This is a genomic window from Mycobacterium kyorinense, from assembly GCF_002101735.1.
GTDB lineage: Bacteria > Actinomycetota > Actinomycetes > Mycobacteriales > Mycobacteriaceae > Mycobacterium > Mycobacterium kyorinense.
In genome coordinates, this window is sequence record NZ_LQPE01000014.1 from 1 (window position 1) to 16,783 (window position 16,783).

Consider the following 16,783-nt stretch of genomic DNA (forward strand, 5'->3'; position numbering starts at 1 on the left):
AACACCACCCGCTCCACCAGCCCTGCGGGCCGCTTCACGCCGTCACCTCACCGTGGGTATTTTCCGGTCAGCGTGCGTGTCCCCGGCCGACACGCCGCGCTAATCCTCGGGTTTGCGCACGCTCGCGCCGTTGGTGGCGCGGCCGAAGAAGAAGCCGGCGGTGATCAGAATCTGCGCCGTGGCATAGGCCCACCAGATCGGCACCGCCAACGCTTCGTTGCCCAACACGAACCGGCCGATGCCGATCATCGCGTCGGAGACGGCAAAGCACACCGCGCCGACCGCGGTCCAGATCGTGGGCAGCCGCGCCAGCAGCGCCGCGCACACCATGGCGCCCAGCACCACCATGTACACCACGACCGGCACCGTCAGCCCGTCGTGGCTCAGCCCGGGCCAAAACCACACCAGCAGCGCCACACACGCCGCGCCGATGACGGCGACGGCCACAAGTCGCGGCCACGACCGACGTGCCAGCGGGATCAGCGCTCCCAGCAAACACAGGTGCGCCAGCAAAAACGCGGCAAGCCCGAGCACGAACGACGCCGTCCACCACGGAATGGCCAACAGCACGTCGCCGACCGCCGCGAACACCAACGCAGGCATCAGCCAGCGCCGCTCGCGCACGATCGGGTGCGACACCGCGGCGGCCACCAGCAACAGCGCCATCGACGCCTTGAACAGCGGCTGGGCCATGAAGCGGCCGGTCAGCTCCTCGCCCGGCGGCGACCGCAACACCGTCACGGTCAAAAACAACCCGTAGGCCACTCCGGCCCAGCCGGCGGCCACCCAGCAACCGGCCACTATCCGCGGTGCATAGGGTGTCTCCATGCCTGAGGACACCCGGCCCGCCATCGACCCCATTCTGCTGAAGGTACTGGATAAGGTGCCGTTCGAGCTGTCGCTGGACGGCGGCGTCGAGGCCGCGCGGCAGCGGCTGCGGGATCTGCCGCGCCGACCGGTGCATCCCGAGGTTCGTGTCGAAGACCGCAGCATCGACGGTCCGGGCGGCCCGCTCGCAATCCGAATCTATTGGCCCCCAATCGATTCTGTGCTGCCACTGGTAGTGTTCTTCCATGGCGGCGGCTTTGTCGTCGGCGATCTCGACACCCACGACGGCACCTGTCGCCAGCACGCCGTCGGCGCCGGCGCGGTGGTGGTGTCGGTCGCCTACCGGCTGGCGCCCGAACACCCCTATCCCGCCGCGGTGGACGACGCGTGGGCCGCGACGCAATGGGTGGCCAGGCACGGCGAGGAGCTTCGCGCCGACGCTGCGCGGCTGGCGGTGGCCGGAGACTCCGCGGGCGGCACCATCGCCGCGGCCGTCGCGCAGCGCGCCCGCGACAACGGCGGACCGCCGATCGCCTTCCAGCTGTTGTGGTACCCGTCGACGCTGTGGGACTCGACGCTGCCGTCGTTCACCGAGAACGCGAACGCACCGATCCTGGGCCGCGACTCCGTCGCGGCGTTTTCCCGTTGGTACGCAGGCGAAATCGACCTGTCCGATCCACCGCCCGGGATGGCGCCGGGGCGGGCGAAGAACCTGGCCGGCCTGCCGCTTGCCTACATCGCCGTCGCCGGGCACGACCCGTTGCGCGACGACGGCATTCGCTACGGCGAGCTGCTGGCGGCCGCCGGTGTTCCGGTCGAGGTGGACAACGCCGAGACGTTGGTGCACGGCTACGTCGGCTACGCCGGCGTAGTGCCCGCCGCCACCGAGGCCATGGACCGCGGATTGGCCGCCCTGCGAACGGGACTGAGCCGATGACCGCCCGCCCGGAGATCGACCCGCTGCTCAAGTCGCTGCTGGACGCGCTGCCGATGACGTTCAAGGCGGCCGACGGCGTCGAGGTGGCGCGGGCGCGAATCCGCGCGCTGCAAGCTCCGCCGGAGATGTTGCCGCAGTTGCGAATCGAGGACCGCACGATCGCTTCCGGCATCCCGGTCCGCGTCTACTGGCCGCCGGCGGCCTCGGACACCCTGCCGGTGGTGGTCTTCTACCACGGCGGCGGCTGGTCGATCGGCGACCTGAACACCCACGACGCGGTGGCCCGCGCCCACGCGGTGGGCGCCGAGGCCATCGTGGTCTCGGTCGACTATCGGCTGGCCCCGGAGCACCCGTTCCCGGCCGCGGTGGAGGACTGCTGGGCGGCGCTGCAATGGGTCGCCGAGCACGCCGCCGAGCTGGGCGGCGATCCCGAGCGGATCGCGGTCGCCGGGGACTCCGCGGGCGGCAACCTGTCGGCGGTGATGGCGCGGCTGGCCCGCGACAACGGCGGTCCGGACCTGGCGTTTCAGTTGCTGTGGTACCCGTCGACCACCGGCGACCTGTCGCTGCCCTCGTTCATCGAGAACGCCGACGCGCCGATCCTGGACCGCGAGGTCATCGACGCGTTCCTGCAGTGGTACGTGCCCGACGTCGACATCAGCGATCCGTCCACGTTGCCGGTAACGCTGGCGCCGGCCAACGCGACCGACTTCTCCGGTCTGGCGCCGGCCTATATCGGCACCGCCGAGCATGACCCGCTGCGCGACGACGGCGCCCGCTACGCCGAATTACTCAGCGCCGCAGGGGTTCCCGTCGAACTGGGCAACGAGCCGACACTGGTACACGGCTTCGTCAGCTTCGCGCTTCTGGTGCCCGCGGCGGCGGAGGCGACCAACCGCGGGTTGGAAGCTCTGAAAAAGGCGCTACAGCGCTAGCACAGCCGCACGTTCGCGGCGCCTAGACCGCGCGCTTGAGGTCGTCGACCTTGTTGAGCTGCTCCCACGGCAGCTCGATGTCGGTGCGGCCGAAGTGCCCGTAGGCGGCGGTCTGCGCGTAGATCGGCCGCAGCAGGTCCAGGTCGCGGATGATGGCGCCGGGCCGTAGGTCGAACACCTCGCCGATGGCCTTTTCGATCTTGACCGGGTCGACGGTCTCGCTGCCGAACGTCTCGACGAACAGCCCGACCGGCGCGGCCTTGCCGATCGCGTAGGCGACCTGCACCTCGACCCGCTCGGCCAGCCCGGCCGCCACCACGTTCTTGGCCACCCAGCGCATCGCGTACGCCGCGGAGCGGTCCACCTTCGACGGGTCCTTGCCGGAGAAGGCGCCGCCGCCGTGGCGGGCCCAGCCGCCGTAGGTGTCGACGATGATCTTGCGGCCGGTCAGACCGGCGTCGCCCATCGGCCCGCCGAGCACGAACTTGCCGGTCGGGTTGACCAGCAGCCGCACGTCGGAGGCATCCAGGGTGTCGTGCGCCAGGTCATCGAGAACGGTGTTGAGCACCTTCTCCCGGATGTCGGGCGCGAGGATGTCGTCCAGGTCGACGTCGGGCGCGTGCTGGGTGGAGATCACGACGGTGTCCAGCCGGACCGGGGTGTTGCCCTCGTAGGCGATGGTGACCTGCGTCTTGCCATCCGGCCGCAGGTACGGCAGCACACCGCCCTTGCGCACCTCGGAGAGCCGCCGGGAGAGCCGGTGGGCCAGCGCGATCGGCAGCGGCATCATCTCCGGGGTGTCGCTGATCGCGTAGCCGAACATCAGGCCCTGGTCGCCGGCGCCCTGGGCGTCCAGCGGATCCGCGGCCCCCTCGACGCGGGCCTCGTGCGCGGTGTCGACGCCCTGCGCGATGTCGGGCGACTGCGCCCCGATCGCGATGTTGACCCCGCACGACGCGCCGTCGAAGCCCTTGTCGGACGAGTCGTAGCCGATTTCCAGGATGCGGCTGCGGACGGTGTCGGTGATCTCGGCGAACGCTTCCTTGGCGTTCGTCGTCACCTCCCCGGCGACGTGCACCTGACCGGTGGTGACCATCGTTTCGACCGCGACGCGCGAACGAGGGTCGTCGGCCAGAAGCGCGTCGAGCACAGAGTCGCTGATGGCGTCACAGATCTTGTCGGGATGTCCCTCTGTCACCGACTCGCTGGTGAACAGCCGACCCTTTTCGCTCACACCCGGATCCTTCCCATCCTCGACAAAATGTTAGTTAGACGAATTATATCGCCATGTCGCCCGCCGCTCCGGGCGCCCCGCGATTTGGACCTACCCGCTGCCGCTGTGCAGAAAGGTGGCGATTGCGTCCACGATACGACTGGCCATCAGCGTCTTCGAGCCGTGCTGCAGCGCCGACTCGGTGCCGTCGGAAGCCAGCAGCCAGCCGTCGTTGCTGTCCACCTCGAACGCCTTGCCCTCGCCGACGGCGTTGACCACCAGGAGGTCACAGCCCTTGCGGCGCAGCTTGGCCCGGGCGTGGAAGAGCACGTCGCCGTTGGCGTCGCCGGTCTCGGCGGCGAACCCGACGATGGCGCGCATGTTCGGCAGCTGCCCGTCGGCGCGCGCACGCACCGCCGCGGCCAGCACGTCGTCGTTGCGGACCAGCTCGATGGTCGGCGCCGCGGTGTCTTCAGCGGCGCTCTTCTTGATCTTCGCCGTGGCCACCTGGGCCGGCCGGAAGTCGGCGACGGCGGCGGCCATCGCCAGCACATGGGCGTCGGGTGCGTGCTTGGACACCGCGTCGGCGAGCTGTTGGGCCGAGCTGACGTGTACGACGTCGACGCCGGCGGGGTCGATCAGACCGGCGGTGTGCCCGGCGATCAGCGTTACCTCGGCGCCGCGCTGAGCGGCGACCCGCGCCAGCGCGTAACCCTGCTTGCCGGAGCTGCGGTTGCCGATGAAGCGCACGGGATCGATCGGCTCGCGGGTGCCGCCGGCGGTGACCAGCATCTTGCAGCCGGCCAGGTCGTAGGGCAGGGCGTCGTGGCGCTCCAGCAGCAGTTGGGCGAACGTGGTGATCTCCTCGGCCTCGGGTAGCCGGCCGGCGCCGCTGTCCGTGCCGGTGAGCCGGCCAGAGGCCGGTTCCAGCACCACCGCGCCGCGGCGGCGCAGGGTGGCCACGTTGTCCTGCGTAGCGGGGTGCAGCCACATCTCGGTGTGCATCGCGGGCGCGAACAGCACCGGACATCGCGCGGTGAGCAGGGTGGCGGTCAGCAGGTCGTCGGCGCGGCCGGTGACGGCCCGGGCCAGCAGGTCGGCGGTAGCGGGTGCGACGACGACCAGGTCGGCGCCCTGTCCGAGGGCGACGTGGGGCACCTCGGGGACGTCGTCGAAGACGCCGGTGCGGACCGGCTCGCCGGACAGCGCCTCGAAGGTGGCGGCGCCGACGAAACGCAGCGCCGATTCGGTGGGAATGACCCGGACCCGGTGGCCGGCCTCCGTGAGCTGGCGGACGACGGTCGCGGCCTTGTAGGCGGCGATGCCCCCGGAGACGCCGACGATGATCCGCTTGCGGTCCACAGCGCACCCGGCCTGCCCGCTACTCGCCTTCGGTGTGCTCGAGCAGGTCGGCGTGGATCTCGCGCAGCGCGATCGACAGCGGCTTTTCCTGCAGGCCCGGCTCGACCAGGGGGCCGACGTATTCGAGGATGCCCTCGCCGAGCTGGTTGTAGTAGTCGTTGATCTGCCGCGCCCGCTTGGCCGCGTAGATCACCAGGGCGTACTTGCTCGACACCCGGTCCAGCAGCTCGTCGATGGGCGGGTTGGTGATGCCCAGCGGCGTGTCGTAACCGACCGCGCCCGACGCCGGGTCGAATTGGTCGGGGACGGCGGACAGTTGCGCGTCGGCTTGGGGAGTACTCACGAAGGTCTTTTCTCCTGGCGGCGTAGAGGGGCGAATCGCTGGGTGGCGAATCGGATGAAGATGGCAGGTCACGCCGTGCCGGGGGCGGTTCCCACCAGCAACGATACCAATTCCGAGCAGGCGGTTTCCAATCGACTGTTCACCACGACCTGGTCGAAGTCGCCCTGAGCTGCGAGTTCGGCGCGGGCGGTGTCCAGTCTGCGGCGGATCACGTCGGGCGTCTCGGTGCCGCGGCCGACCAGCCGGGACTCCAGGACCTCCCAGCTCGGCGGCGCCAGGAACACCGTCAGCGCCTCCGGCATGGCCTGCTTGATTGCGCGGGCTCCGGCCAGATCGACCTCGATCAGCACCGGATGCCCGGAGGCGGTGGCTTCCCGGACCGGCTGGGCCAGCGTGCCGGATCGGTGCAGGCCGCCGTGGATGTCCGCCCACTCCAGCAGCGCGCCCGACTCGATCAGCTCCTGAAACTGGGCGGGGGTCACGAAGTGGTAGTCGACGCCGTCGACCTCGCCGGGCCTGGGTGCCCGGGTGGTGGCCGACACCGAAAAGCGCAGGTCAGGAATCCGTTCGCGCAGGCACCGGACCAGCGTCGACTTTCCGACCGCGGAGGGACCGGACAACACGACCACCCGTCCGGGACGCGTGCCGTGCTCGCCGTCCGGTCCTCCGTCGGCTCTGACCGACCCTCCTGCATTGCCTGACTCCTCAGGCCGTTCGGCCTGCATCGTCGTCAGGCGCCGTCAGGAGAAGTCGAACTTTTCCAGCAGTGCCTTGCGCTGACGATCGCCGAGCCCACGCAGGCGGCGGGTCGGTGCGATTTCGAGCTCGGTCATGATTTCCTGCGCCTTGACCTTGCCAACCTTCGGCAGGGCCTCCAGCAGCGCGGAAACCTTCATCTTGCCCAAAACCTCGTCGGTCTCAGCGTCCTTGAGCACCTGCTTGAGGTTGGTGCCGCCACGCTTCAGCCGGTCTTTGAGTTCGGCGCGTGCTCGACGTGCGGCAGCAGCCTTCTCCAACGCGGCCGCGCGCTGCTCGTCGGTCAACTGGGGAAGGGCCACGATTCCTCCGTCTCATCGATCTTGATTTGTCTCAGCCGGGGTAGTCCCAGCCAGCGCAGACGACCGTACCCACGCTGTCTGACGAAATCTAACCCGCCCCCCTGCTTGAAGCTACAAAGCCGCAGCGTGCGGGGCTGTCAGACGGTGCGACGGCGTCGCCGGCGGCGCTTCGGCGCAGCGCTTTGCGACCGGGCTTCGCCGTCCAGCACGTTCGCAGAACATGGTGTCTAGCAGGGCTTTTGGGGTGCCGCCGCGCCGCGCGGCCGGCTCGTCGCCGCTCGCGACGAACGGCGCCGAGCGCCCGGACATGGCGAAATGAGGCCAATTGCGCATGTCACGGCGTGTCGGGCGTGTCGCGCCGCACGTCGCGCATCGTGCGAGGGATCTCGCGCCCCGCCCCAACGGGTCAACGACGCTGTGTAGTAGGGGTTCGGGGAGGCCCGAAAATCGCCACCGAGGTGCCGGTCCCCGGCGGCCGGCCCACCGTACGATCGACTCATGGCGATGATGCGGATCCGCGAGGCGGCTGAGCTGCTGGGGGTCAGCGACGACACCGTGCGGCGATGGATCGACCAAGGCGCCTTGCCCGTCAGTCAGGACCAGTCCGGCCGCAAGGTGATCGCCGGCGACGCCCTGGCCGAATTTTCCCGCACCAATGCACCCGCCCTGCCGCCGAATCCGCTCGGCGTCGGCAGCTCGGCCCGCAACCGTTTCGTCGGCCTGGTCACCAGGCTGGTCACCGACAAGGTGATGACCCAAGTCGAAATGCAGTGCGGGCCCTTCACGGTGGTTTCACTGATGAGCACCGAGGCCGCGCGCGAACTCAAGCTCGAGCCGGGCAGTGTGGCCGTGGCGGTCGTGAAAGCCACCACGGTCATCGTCGAGACACCCGAGGACCGCACCCGCAGCGCCGGGTAGCCGGCAGGCGCGTTGGCAGCGAAATCACAACTAGCCGTACGCAATTCCCATAGTTGTTGCCAGTTCCTTCACAAAGTCGGTTCAGCCTTTCAACGGCTTTGGCGCATAACGTCATCCGGGTAGGGCGAAAGCACCACAACGTCAGAAAGGGACTGGACTTCATGGACGCGAAACGCATACTGTGCGCCTCTTCGATCACGGCCGGCATCGGGTTGGCCGGGCTGTGCGGCGGGATCGCGACGGCCAACGCCGCTCCGACACCGGGTAATTCGCCGATCGCCACCAGCAAGAGTGCGCCCGCGCCAGCGCCCAGCCCCAGCATCAAGCTCGACCATCACGACCGCAAACAGGTTCTCAAGCAAGACAAAAAGGAGCTCAAGCACAACCCGGCTCAGATCACGCCCACGTCGAGCCACCGCTGACACGTCGCCGAAGCGGCGGCCCGCTATTCGCGTGACAGGCTGGCCGCCGCCTCGCGCATGCGCTCCGCCGCAGCGCGCAGCGCGCCGACGTCGGGTCCGGCCCGCAGGACCTCGCGTGAGACGGCAGGCACCAGCTGGTCGGGTTGCGCTCCCCCGAAACCCTTCAGCGCCGACATTCGGCCACCCTGTGCGCCGATCCCCGGCACCAGCACCGGACCGTTCAGGGTCGAGAGATCGGGCACGTGGGTCAGCGTGGCGCCGACGACGACGCCGACCGAGCCGGATTCATGCGTGCTGTTCCAGCGGGCGACGTCGTCGACCACGGATTGCGCGACGCTGCGCCCGCCACTGGTCGCGCCCTGTACCGCCGCGCCTTCGGGGTTGGAAGTGGCCGCCAGCACGAACACTCCGCGGTCCCGGGCCGCCGCGGTGTCCAGCAGCGGCTGCAGCGCGCCGAAGCCCAGATACGGTGAGGCCGTGACGGCGTCGGCGGCCAGCGGCGAGTCACCAACCCACGCTTGGGCATAGGCCGCCATCGTCGAGCCGATGTCGCCGCGTTTGGCATCGGCCAGCACCAGCACGCCGTTCTCGCGCAGGGCGGCGATGGTGCGTTCCAGTACCGCGAACCCGGCGGCACCGTAGGCCTCGAAAAACGCCACTTGCGGCTTGACGACGGCGAAGTCGGCGTACGCCGCCACGCAGGTATCGCACAACGCAGCCAGGCCGTCCGGGCTCTCCGGTAAAACCCACGCGCGCAACAACTCCGGGTGTGGGTCGATGCCCAGGCACAGCCGTCCCCGGCGCGACATCGCGTCGGCCAGCCGGGTACCGAAACCCGGCACGCTAGTGGCCGCCGTTGTTCAGTGCGCTGTGCAGTTCCTGCAGCGAGCGCACTCCGATGACGCCGCCGATCCCGGCCTCGATGCCCTGCACCGCGGCCGAGGCGCCTTGCACCGTCGTCACGCAGGGGATGTTCGTTGCGACTGCGGCCGAGCGGATTTCGTAGCCGTCGATGCGCGGACCGGAGTTGCCGTAGGGGGTGTTGATCACCATGTCGACCTCGCCCGCGCGGATCGCATCGACGGCCGACATCTGCGGGCGGCCCGGTCGCGGCTGTTCGAAATGCTTGCGGACCACGTCGCAGGGAATACCGTTGCGCCGCAGCATTTCTGCTGTTCCTTCGGTGGCGAGCACCCGGAAACCCAAATCGGCCAGCCGCTTGACCGGAAAGACCAGCGACCGCTTGTCCCGGTTGGCCACCGACACGAACACGGTGCCCTGCGCCGGCAGCGATCCGTATGCGGCGGTCTGGCTTTTGGCGAACGCGCTGCCGAAGTCACGGTCGATGCCCATCACCTCGCCGGTGGATTTCATCTCCGGGCCCAGCAGCGAGTCGATGCCGGCGCCGTCGACGGTGCGAAACCGGTGGAACGGCAACACGGCTTCCTTGACCGCGATGGGCGCATCCGGCGCCGCGCTGGCGCCGTCGCCGACTGCCGCCAATATCCCTTCCTCGCGCAGCGCAGAAATGGTGGCGCCCAACATGATCCGGGCGCAGGCCTTGGCCAGCGGTATCGCGGTGGCTTTGGAGACGAACGGCACGGTGCGGCTGGCGCGGGGGTTGGCCTCCAGCACATAGAGCACGTCGTCTTTCAGCGCGAACTGCACGTTGAGCAGCCCCACCACACCGATGCCCTGCGCGATGCCCTCGGTGGCCCGTCGTACCTTCTCGATGTCGGTGCGGCCCAGGGTGACCGGCGGCAGCGCGCACGCCGAGTCGCCGGAGTGGATGCCGGCCTCCTCGATGTGCTCCATGATCCCGCCGATGTAGACCTCGGCGCCGTCGCAGAGTGCGTCGACGTCGATCTCGATGGCGTCCTCGAGAAAACGGTCGACGAGCACCGGGTGCTCCGGCGACAGTTCGGTGGCGCGGGTGATGTAGCCGCGCAGCGTTTCCTCGTCGTAGACGATCTCCATGCCCCGCCCACCCAGCACATATGACGGCCGCACCAGCACCGGGTAGCCGATCTCGGCGGCGATCCGGCGGGCCTGCTCGAACGTCGTTGCGGTGCCATAGCGTGGGGCGGGTAACCCGGCGGCCGTCAGCACGTCACCGAATGCGCCGCGGTCCTCGGCCAAGTCGATGGCTTCGGGCGGTGTTCCGACGATCGGCACTCCGGCGTCGGCGAGCCGCTGCGCCAGGCCGAGCGGGGTTTGGCCACCCAATTGCACGATGACACCGACGACGCCCGGTCCCCCGGTCCCCGACTGGGATTCGGCGTAGAACACCTCCAGGACGTCTTCGAAGGTCAGCGGCTCGAAGTACAGCCGGTCGGCGGTGTCGTAGTCGGTGGACACCGTCTCCGGGTTGCAGTTGACCATCACGGTCTCAAAACCGGCCTGGCTCAACGTGGTTGCCGCGTGCACGCAGCTGTAGTCGAACTCGATGCCCTGCCCGATCCGGTTGGGTCCAGAGCCGAGGATCAGCACCTTGGGTTTGTCGGTCTGCGGCGCCACCTCGGTTTCGGCGGCCGGGTCGAGCTCGTAGCTGCTGTAGTGGTAGGGGGTCTTGGCCTCGAACTCCGCCGCGCAGGTGTCGACGGTCTTGTACACCGGGTGGATTCCGAGCCGTCCGCGCAGCGAGCGCACGCCGTTCTCGCCGGCCAATTCCGGTCTCAAAGCGGCGATTTGGCGGTCGGACAAACCGTTGTATTTGGCGCGCCGCAGCAGGTCCGCGTCGAGCACCGCGGCGTCGACCAGCTCGCGCCGCAGTGTGACCAGTTCGGCGATCTGCGCGACGAACCACGGGTCGACGCCGGACGCCTCCGACACCTGCTCGACGGTCGCGCCTTGCCGTAGCGCCAATTCGATGTCGTAGAGCCGGCCTTCGGTGGGGGTACGCAACCGGTCGAGAGTTTCTTGCGGACCGCCGTCGGGATCCGGCGCGGTCCAGAATCCGGCTCGGCTGGTTTCCAGCGACCGCATTACCTTGCCGAGTGCTTCGACGAAGTTGCGCCCCAACGACATTGCCTCGCCGACGGATTTCATGGTGGTGGTCAGCGTCGGGTCGGCGCCGGGGAACTTCTCGAACGCGAACCGCGGCGCTTTGACCACGACGTAGTCGAGGGTGGGTTCGAAGCAGGCCGGGGTCTCCTTGGTGATGTCGTTGAGGATCTCGTCGAGGGTGTAGCCGATGGCCAGCTTGGCGGCGATCTTGGCGATCGGGAAGCCGGTGGCCTTCGACGCCAGCGCACTAGACCGCGACACGCGGGGGTTCATCTCGATGACGATCAGCCGGCCGTCGTGAGGGTTGACCGCGAACTGGATGTTGCAGCCGCCGGTGTCGACGCCGACCTCGCGCAGGATCGCGATGCCCAGGTCCCGCATCCGCTGGTATTCGCGGTCGGTGAGCGTCATCGCGGGCGCGACGGTCACCGAGTCGCCGGTGTGCACGCCCATCGGGTCGACGTTCTCGATCGAGCACACCACCACGACGTTGTCGTGGCCGTCGCGCATCAGCTCGAGCTCGAATTCCTTCCAGCCGTAGATCGATTCCTCGATCAGCACGTTTGCGCTCGGCGAGGCGGCCAGCCCCGCGCCGGCCATCCGCTCGACTGCTTCGGCGGAATCGGCCATCCCCGAGCCGAGACCGCCCATCGTGAAGCTCGGCCGCACCACGACGGGCAGGCCGAGTTCGGCGACCGTCTCGCGGACCTCGTCCATGGTGAAACACACTCGGCTGCGGGCGGATTCGCCGCCGACCTTGGCGACGATGTCCTTGAACCGCTGCCGGTCCTCGCCGCGCTGGATGGCTTCGAAGTCGGCGCCGATCAGCTCGACGTTGTAGCGCTCCAGCACGCCGTTCTCGTAGAGCGCGACGGCGTTGTTCAGCGCGGTCTGTCCGCCCAGTGTGGCCAGCAGCGCGTCGATCTTGTTGCCGCGCTCGGCCTGCTGGGCGATGACCCGTTCGACGAAGGCCGGGGTGATCGGCTCGACGTAGGTGTGGTCGGCGAACTCCGGGTCGGTCATGATCGTGGCCGGGTTGGAGTTGACCAGGCTGACCTGCAGACCCTCGGCTTTCAGAACGCGGCAGGCCTGGGTGCCCGAATAATCGAATTCGCAGGCCTGCCCGATGACGATCGGCCCGGAGCCGATCACCAGCACGTGGTTTAAGTCAGTCCGCCGCGGCATTATGTCTCCTTGCCGCGAGCGTGCATAGTTGTACGCCATTCACGGCGTATCTGCGTACAAACACGCACGCTCGCCGTAGTGGCGGTCATCGGCCGGCTCCCATCAGGTCGACGAACTGGTCGAACAGGTACTCCGCGTCGTGGGGACCGGCCGCGGCCTCCGGATGGTATTGCACCGAAAACGCCCGCCCGCTAGCGAGTTTGACGCCCTCGACGACGCCGTCGTTGGCGCAGGTATGGCTGACCACCGCGGGCCCGAACGGCGTGTCGAACCGCTGCCCCGCCTCGCCCTCGAGCGCAAAGCCGTGGTTTTGCGCCGTGACCGCGACCCGTCCGGTGGCGTGGTCCATCACCGGGATGTTGATCCCGCGGTGGCCGAACACCATCTTGTAGGTCGACAGGCCGAGTGCCCGGCCCAGGATTTGGTTGCCGAAACAGATGCCGAACAACGGGATTCCGGCGTCCAGCACCTGGCGGGTCACGCCGACGACGTGGTCGGCGGTGGCCGGATCGCCGGGGCCGTTGGACAAGAACACACCATGCGGCTTGAGCTCAGCGATCTGCTCGAAGGTTGCCGACGACGGCAGCACGTGGCTGCGGATGCCGCGCCGGGCGAAATTGCGCGGCGTGTTGGTCTTGATCCCCAGGTCGAGCGCGGCGACGGTAAACCGTTGCGGCCCTTCGGGTTCGACGATGTAGCTGCCCGGGGTGCTGACCTGGCCGGCCAGATCGGCGCCCAGCATCGGCTGCTGGGCGCGCACCCGCTCGAGCATCACCTCGGGTTCGGTCAGCGCCGCCCCGGAGAAGATGCCGGCCTTCATCGAGCCGAAGTTGCGGATGTGCCGCACCACGGCGCGGGTGTCGATGCCGGCGACGCCGACGACGTTCTGGCGGACCAGCTCGTCCTCCAGCGTGGTGGTGGCCCGCCAGTTCGACGGGCGCGGCGACGGGTCGCGCACCGCGTAGCCGGCGACCCAGATCTTGTCGCCGCGACTCTCGCCGTCCTCGGTATTCCAGCCGGTGTTGCCGATCTGCGGCGCGGTGGCGATCACGATCTGGCGGTGATAGCTCGGATCGGTCAGCGTCTCCTGGTAGCCGGACATGCCGGTGGAAAACACCGCCTCGCCCAGCGTCTCGCCGATCGCGCCGAACGGCCGGCCGGAAAAGACCCGGCCGTCCTCGAGGACCAGTACGGCTTTGTCCATCAGCCCGCCTCCGGCAGCCAGCGGGCGTACTCGTCGCGGTTGTCGCCGCGGAAGCCGGTGTCGATCTCGGCCCCCGACGGCAGCCGCCACCGGATCGCCAGAATGCCCGGGTGTGTCATCGCTTTGCCCAGCATGCCGCGCTCGGTGCGGATGGCCGTGATCGACTCCTGCGGAATCCAGATCGGCCGGGCGCCGCTGCGCTGCACCATGATTCCCTCCGGATAACGGGTCAGCACCGCCTTGGTGCGATAGCCCAAGTCGCCGACGGCGACCCGGTCGTGCCAGCTGGGCACCAGTGTGCAGCCGACATACATGCCGCGGGTGGGTGCGACGATCGGCGCGCCGACGGTGTCGGGCACCGGCGGCAGTGTGCCGACCAGTGTGGCCTGCCGCTCGGCGCGGTGGCGCCAGCCGCGCATCATCAGCTGGATGACGAATGCGATCAGCACCGCGAGCACCGCGGCGAAGATCAGCGACGCGACCAGTGTGCCGGAATTCATGCCGGGCTCTTTCCGTCGCGCGCGGTGACCTTGCCGCGCAACAGCGTTGCCGTCACGGTGGCCGGCAGCGTCATCGCCTCGTACGGTGTGTTGGCCGACCGGCTGGCCAGCTCGGGACCGGTCACCGTCCAGGTGGCGTCGGGATCCACCACGGTCAGGTTGGCCGGCTCGCCGACCTCCAGCGGCCGGCCCTGATCGGGCAGCCGGGCGATGCGGGCGGGGTTCTCGCTCATCACCCGGGCCACGTCACGCCACGTCAGGAGACCCGGCTGGACCATCGCCTGCACCACCACCGACAGCGCGGTCTGCAATCCGAGCATGCCGGGCAACGCTGCGGCGAACTCGACGCATTTCTCGTGCTCGGCGTGGGGGGCATGGTCGGTGGCCACACAGTCGATGACCCCGTCCGCCAGTGCTTGACGCAGCGCGACCGCGTCGGCGGCTTCCCGCAGCGGCGGATTGACCCGGTTGGTGCCGTCGTAGCTGGCCAGCCGGGCGTCGTCGAGCAGCAGGTGATGCGGGGTGACCTCGGCGGTGATCGAAATCCCTTGCTGTTTGGCCCATTTCAGGATCTCGACGGTCCCCGCGGTGGAGGCGTGGCAGATGTGGACCCGGGCGCCGGCGTCGCGGGCCAGCAACGCGTCGCGGGCAACGATCGACTCCTCGGCCGCGCGCGGCCAGCCCGCCAGGCCAAGCCGCGCGGCGTTCGGTCCTTCGTGGGCGACGGCGCCGACGGTCAGCCGCGGCTCCTCGGCATGCTGGGCGATCAGCACGCCGAGCCCGGTGGCGTATTCGAGGGCGCGGCGCATCACCAGCGGGTCGTGCACGCACTTGCCGTCGTCGGAGAACATCCGCACCTGCGCCGCCCCGGCGGCCATCATGCCCATTTCGGTGAGCTCGGTTCCGCCCAGTCCGACCGTGACCGCGCCCACCGGGTGCACGTCGACCAGGCCGACCTGCTGGCCGCGCTGCCAGACATGGTCGGTGACCACCGGGCTGTCGGCGACGGGGTTGGTGTTCGCCATCGCGAACACGGCCGTGTAGCCGCCCAGAGCCGCTGCGGCCGAGCCGGTTTCGATGTCCTCGGCGTATTCGCGGCCCGGCTCGCGCAGGTGGGTGTGCAGGTCGACCAGGCCGGGCAGCAGCACCTGTCCGGTGGCGTCGATGACGTCGGCGACGTCCGGAATCGCAAGATCCGCACCGATGTCGGCGATCTGCCCGTCGTCGACCAGCACGTCGACCCGGTCCCCCTCGCCGTAGAGCCGCACCCTGCGGATCAGCACGCTCACGCCGCGGCCTCCTCTGCCCCCACCAGAAGGTGGAACAACACCGCCATCCGCACATGTACCCCGTTGGAAACCTGTTGCAGCACAGCCGATTGCGACGAGTCGGCCACCGAGAACGCGATCTCCATGCCGCGCAGCATCGGGCCGGGATGCAGCACCACCGCATGGCCGGGCAGCATCGCCTGGCGCCGATCGGACAATCCGTAGAGCACCGAGTACTCGCGCGCCGACGGGAAGAAGCCGCCGTTCATCCGCTCGGCCTGCACGCGCAGCATCAATACCGCGTCGGCGGCGGGCAATTCGGCGTCCAGGTCGTAGGAGACGGTGACCGGCCAGTCGGCCACGCCGACCGGCAGCAGCGTAGGCGGCGCCACCAACACCACTTCGGCGCCCAGGGTTGCCAGCAGCATCACGTTGGAGCGGGCGACGCGGCTGTGCAGGATATCGCCGACGATCACCACCCTCCGGCCCTCGATGCCGCCGAGCCGTTGGCGCATGGTCAGTGCGTCCAGCAGCGCCTGCGTCGGGTGTTCGTGAGTGCCGTCGCCGGCGTTGATCACCGATGGGCCACCGGTTTCCGTGGCGGTCCAGTCGGCGAGTAGTTGCGCCGCGCCCGAGGCGGGATGCCGGATGATCAGCGCGTCGGCGCCGGCGGCCCGCAATGTCAGCGCGGTGTCGCGCAGCGACTCCCCTTTGGCCACCGACGATCCCGTCGAGCTGACGTTGATCACGTCGGCGCTCATCCATTTGCCGGCCACCTCGAACGATACCCGGGTGCGGGTGGAGTTCTCGTAGAACATCGTGATGATCGTGCGTCCGCGCAGCGTGGGCAGCTTGCGCACCTCGCGGCCGACCAGCGCCTCGGCGAACCGGTCGGCGTCGTCGAGGATCGCGGTGGCGTCGTCGCGGGACAGGTCGCCGGCGGCCAGCAGGTGTCGGGTGCTCATCGCGAGATCACCACCCCGTCGCGGTCGTCGTGTTCGCGCAGCAGCACATGTATGCTCTCGCTGCGCGAGGTCGGCACGTTCTTGCCGACGTAGTCGGCGCGCAGCGGCAGTTCGCGGTGGCCGCGGTCGACGAGGACCGCCAGCTGCACGGCCCGCGGCCGCCCGATGTCGCGCAGCGCGTCCAGCGCCGAGCGCACCGAGCGGCCGGAGTACAGCACGTCGTCGACCAGGATCACCAGGGCGTCGTCGATGCCGCCGGCCGGGATCGAGGTGGTCTCCAGAGGGCGGGGCGGTTTTTGCATCAGGTCGTCGCGGTACAGCGTGATGTCGAGCGCACCATGGGCGACCTGGACGCCGCTGAATTCGGCGATGTGGGCGGCCAGCCGCTCGGCCAGGGTCACGCCGCGGGTCGGGATCCCCAGCAACACCACGCGCGGTGCGTCGGGTCCGTCCAACGCGGTCTTTTCGATGATCTGGTGCGCGATGCGAGAAATGGTGCGGCCCACGTCGGCCGCCGACATCAATTCGCGGCCGGTGCCGGTGTCACCCGCTGCACCCATGCGAGACCTTGACCTCCTTCTCCGCCTCACCGGACGGATCGTTAAAGGATGTCGACTGCCGGGCAGCGTAGCACTGCAG

17 protein-coding genes are annotated in these 16,783 nt (G+C 69.1%); 4 read left to right on the top strand and 13 right to left on the bottom strand.

Features of this window, described 5'->3' with window-relative positions; genetic code table 11:
• Nucleotides 1-99: 99 nt before the first annotated feature.
• A complete protein-coding gene (locus AWC14_RS02430; protein WP_045376409.1) occupies nt 100-828 on the bottom strand; it encodes a lysoplasmalogenase in 729 nt (242 codons plus the stop codon).
• Between AWC14_RS02430 and AWC14_RS02435 the strand changes: the two genes are divergently transcribed.
• Together AWC14_RS02435 and AWC14_RS02440 are read left to right on the top strand one after the other, a co-directional pair.
• Nucleotides 827-1,765, top strand: a complete 939-nt coding sequence (locus AWC14_RS02435; RefSeq protein WP_057003455.1) for an alpha/beta hydrolase — start codon at nt 827-829, stop codon at nt 1,763-1,765. The two genes, AWC14_RS02430 and AWC14_RS02435, sit on opposite strands and share 2 nt — an antisense overlap.
• Nucleotides 1,762-2,700 (top strand): alpha/beta hydrolase, encoded by a 939-nt coding sequence (locus AWC14_RS02440; protein ID WP_045376406.1) that lies wholly within the window; start codon nt 1,762-1,764, stop codon nt 2,698-2,700. The genes AWC14_RS02435 and AWC14_RS02440 overlap by 4 nt, the downstream gene beginning before the upstream one ends.
• Nucleotides 2,701-2,722: 22 nt before the next feature.
• On the opposite strand, the gene metK is transcribed toward AWC14_RS02440, so the two are convergent.
• The 5 genes from metK to mihF all read right to left on the bottom strand — a co-directional run bounded on the left by metK (nt 2,723) and on the right by mihF (nt 6,676).
• On the bottom strand, nt 2,723-3,934 hold the full coding sequence (metK, locus tag AWC14_RS02445) for a methionine adenosyltransferase (protein ID WP_045376403.1): 1,212 nt from the start codon (nt 3,932-3,934) through the stop codon (nt 2,723-2,725).
• Nucleotides 3,935-4,024: 90 nt separating this feature from the next.
• The gene (gene coaBC, locus AWC14_RS02450) at nt 4,025-5,275 is read right to left on the bottom strand and encodes a bifunctional phosphopantothenoylcysteine decarboxylase/phosphopantothenate--cysteine ligase CoaBC (protein WP_045376400.1); all 1,251 of its coding nucleotides are present in this window, start codon (nt 5,273-5,275) and stop codon (nt 4,025-4,027) included.
• A gap of 19 nt (nt 5,276-5,294) precedes the next feature.
• Nucleotides 5,295-5,618, bottom strand: a complete 324-nt coding sequence (gene rpoZ / locus AWC14_RS02455) for a DNA-directed RNA polymerase subunit omega (RefSeq protein WP_045376397.1) — start codon at nt 5,616-5,618, stop codon at nt 5,295-5,297.
• 68 nt (nt 5,619-5,686) lie between these two features.
• On the bottom strand, nt 5,687-6,343 hold the full coding sequence (gmk, locus tag AWC14_RS02460) for a guanylate kinase (protein ID WP_081968052.1): 657 nt from the start codon (nt 6,341-6,343) through the stop codon (nt 5,687-5,689).
• A 15-nt stretch (nt 6,344-6,358) separates the two neighbouring features.
• Nucleotides 6,359-6,676, bottom strand: a complete 318-nt coding sequence (gene mihF, locus AWC14_RS02465) for an integration host factor, actinobacterial type (RefSeq protein WP_003932123.1) — start codon at nt 6,674-6,676, stop codon at nt 6,359-6,361.
• Between the two features lie 498 nt (nt 6,677-7,174).
• On the opposite strand from mihF, the gene AWC14_RS02470 reads away from it, so the two are divergent.
• Both AWC14_RS02470 and AWC14_RS02475 read left to right on the top strand, forming a co-directional pair.
• A complete protein-coding gene (locus AWC14_RS02470) occupies nt 7,175-7,594 on the top strand; it encodes a TOBE domain-containing protein (RefSeq protein WP_045376388.1) in 420 nt (139 codons plus the stop codon).
• A gap of 161 nt (nt 7,595-7,755) precedes the next feature.
• The gene (locus AWC14_RS02475; RefSeq protein WP_045376385.1) at nt 7,756-8,016 is read left to right on the top strand and encodes a hypothetical protein; all 261 of its coding nucleotides are present in this window, start codon (nt 7,756-7,758) and stop codon (nt 8,014-8,016) included.
• A 23-nt stretch (nt 8,017-8,039) separates the two neighbouring features.
• On the opposite strand, the gene pyrF is transcribed toward AWC14_RS02475, so the two are convergent.
• The 7 genes from pyrF to pyrR form a co-directional block, all read right to left on the bottom strand.
• The gene (gene pyrF, locus AWC14_RS02480) at nt 8,040-8,858 is read right to left on the bottom strand and encodes an orotidine-5'-phosphate decarboxylase (RefSeq protein WP_045376382.1); all 819 of its coding nucleotides are present in this window, start codon (nt 8,856-8,858) and stop codon (nt 8,040-8,042) included.
• 1 nt (nt 8,859) lies between these two features.
• Nucleotides 8,860-12,207, bottom strand: coding sequence for a carbamoyl-phosphate synthase large subunit (carB, locus tag AWC14_RS02485; protein ID WP_045376380.1), 3,348 nt, complete (start codon nt 12,205-12,207; stop codon nt 8,860-8,862).
• An 85-nt stretch (nt 12,208-12,292) separates the two neighbouring features.
• Entirely contained in the window at nt 12,293-13,411 is a 1,119-nt protein-coding gene (gene carA, locus AWC14_RS02490; RefSeq protein WP_045376377.1) for a glutamine-hydrolyzing carbamoyl-phosphate synthase small subunit, read from the bottom strand.
• On the bottom strand, nt 13,411-13,911 hold the full coding sequence (locus AWC14_RS02495) for a PH-like domain-containing protein (RefSeq protein WP_045376374.1): 501 nt from the start codon (nt 13,909-13,911) through the stop codon (nt 13,411-13,413). The genes carA and AWC14_RS02495 overlap by 1 nt, the downstream gene beginning before the upstream one ends.
• Nucleotides 13,908-15,200 carry a dihydroorotase gene (locus tag AWC14_RS02500; protein ID WP_045376371.1) on the bottom strand — a complete coding sequence of 431 codons (1,293 nt, stop codon included), beginning with the start codon at nt 15,198-15,200 and terminating at the stop codon, nt 13,908-13,910. The genes AWC14_RS02495 and AWC14_RS02500 overlap by 4 nt, the downstream gene beginning before the upstream one ends.
• Nucleotides 15,197-16,144, bottom strand: coding sequence for an aspartate carbamoyltransferase catalytic subunit (locus AWC14_RS02505; protein WP_045376368.1), 948 nt, complete (start codon nt 16,142-16,144; stop codon nt 15,197-15,199). Before AWC14_RS02505 ends, AWC14_RS02500 begins: the two co-directional genes overlap by 4 nt.
• A complete protein-coding gene (gene pyrR, locus AWC14_RS02510; protein WP_045376366.1) occupies nt 16,141-16,704 on the bottom strand; it encodes a bifunctional pyr operon transcriptional regulator/uracil phosphoribosyltransferase PyrR in 564 nt (187 codons plus the stop codon). The genes AWC14_RS02505 and pyrR overlap by 4 nt, the downstream gene beginning before the upstream one ends.
• Between the last annotated feature and the right edge of the window lie 79 nt (nt 16,705-16,783).

What these genes read in the sequence shown, in the direction of transcription:
- AWC14_RS02435 (WP_057003455.1), top strand. Translation starts at nt 827, where the DNA reads ATGCCTGAGGACACCCGGCCCGCCATCGACCCCATTCTGCTGAAGGTA.
- AWC14_RS02430 (WP_045376409.1), bottom strand. Translation starts at nt 828, where the DNA reads ATGGAGACACCCTATGCACCGCGGATAGTGGCCGGTTGCTGGGTGGCC.
- AWC14_RS02440 (WP_045376406.1), top strand. Translation starts at nt 1,762, where the DNA reads ATGACCGCCCGCCCGGAGATCGACCCGCTGCTCAAGTCGCTGCTGGAC.
- gmk (WP_081968052.1), bottom strand. Translation starts at nt 6,343, where the DNA reads ATGCAGGCCGAACGGCCTGAGGAGTCAGGCAATGCAGGAGGGTCGGTC.
- AWC14_RS02470 (WP_045376388.1), top strand. Translation starts at nt 7,175, where the DNA reads ATGGCGATGATGCGGATCCGCGAGGCGGCTGAGCTGCTGGGGGTCAGC.
- AWC14_RS02475 (WP_045376385.1), top strand. Translation starts at nt 7,756, where the DNA reads ATGGACGCGAAACGCATACTGTGCGCCTCTTCGATCACGGCCGGCATC.
- carB (WP_045376380.1), bottom strand. Translation starts at nt 12,207, where the DNA reads ATGCCGCGGCGGACTGACTTAAACCACGTGCTGGTGATCGGCTCCGGG.
- carA (WP_045376377.1), bottom strand. Translation starts at nt 13,411, where the DNA reads ATGGACAAAGCCGTACTGGTCCTCGAGGACGGCCGGGTCTTTTCCGGC.
- AWC14_RS02495 (WP_045376374.1), bottom strand. Translation starts at nt 13,911, where the DNA reads ATGAATTCCGGCACACTGGTCGCGTCGCTGATCTTCGCCGCGGTGCTC.
- AWC14_RS02505 (WP_045376368.1), bottom strand. Translation starts at nt 16,144, where the DNA reads ATGAGCACCCGACACCTGCTGGCCGCCGGCGACCTGTCCCGCGACGAC.
- pyrR (WP_045376366.1), bottom strand. Translation starts at nt 16,704, where the DNA reads ATGGGTGCAGCGGGTGACACCGGCACCGGCCGCGAATTGATGTCGGCG.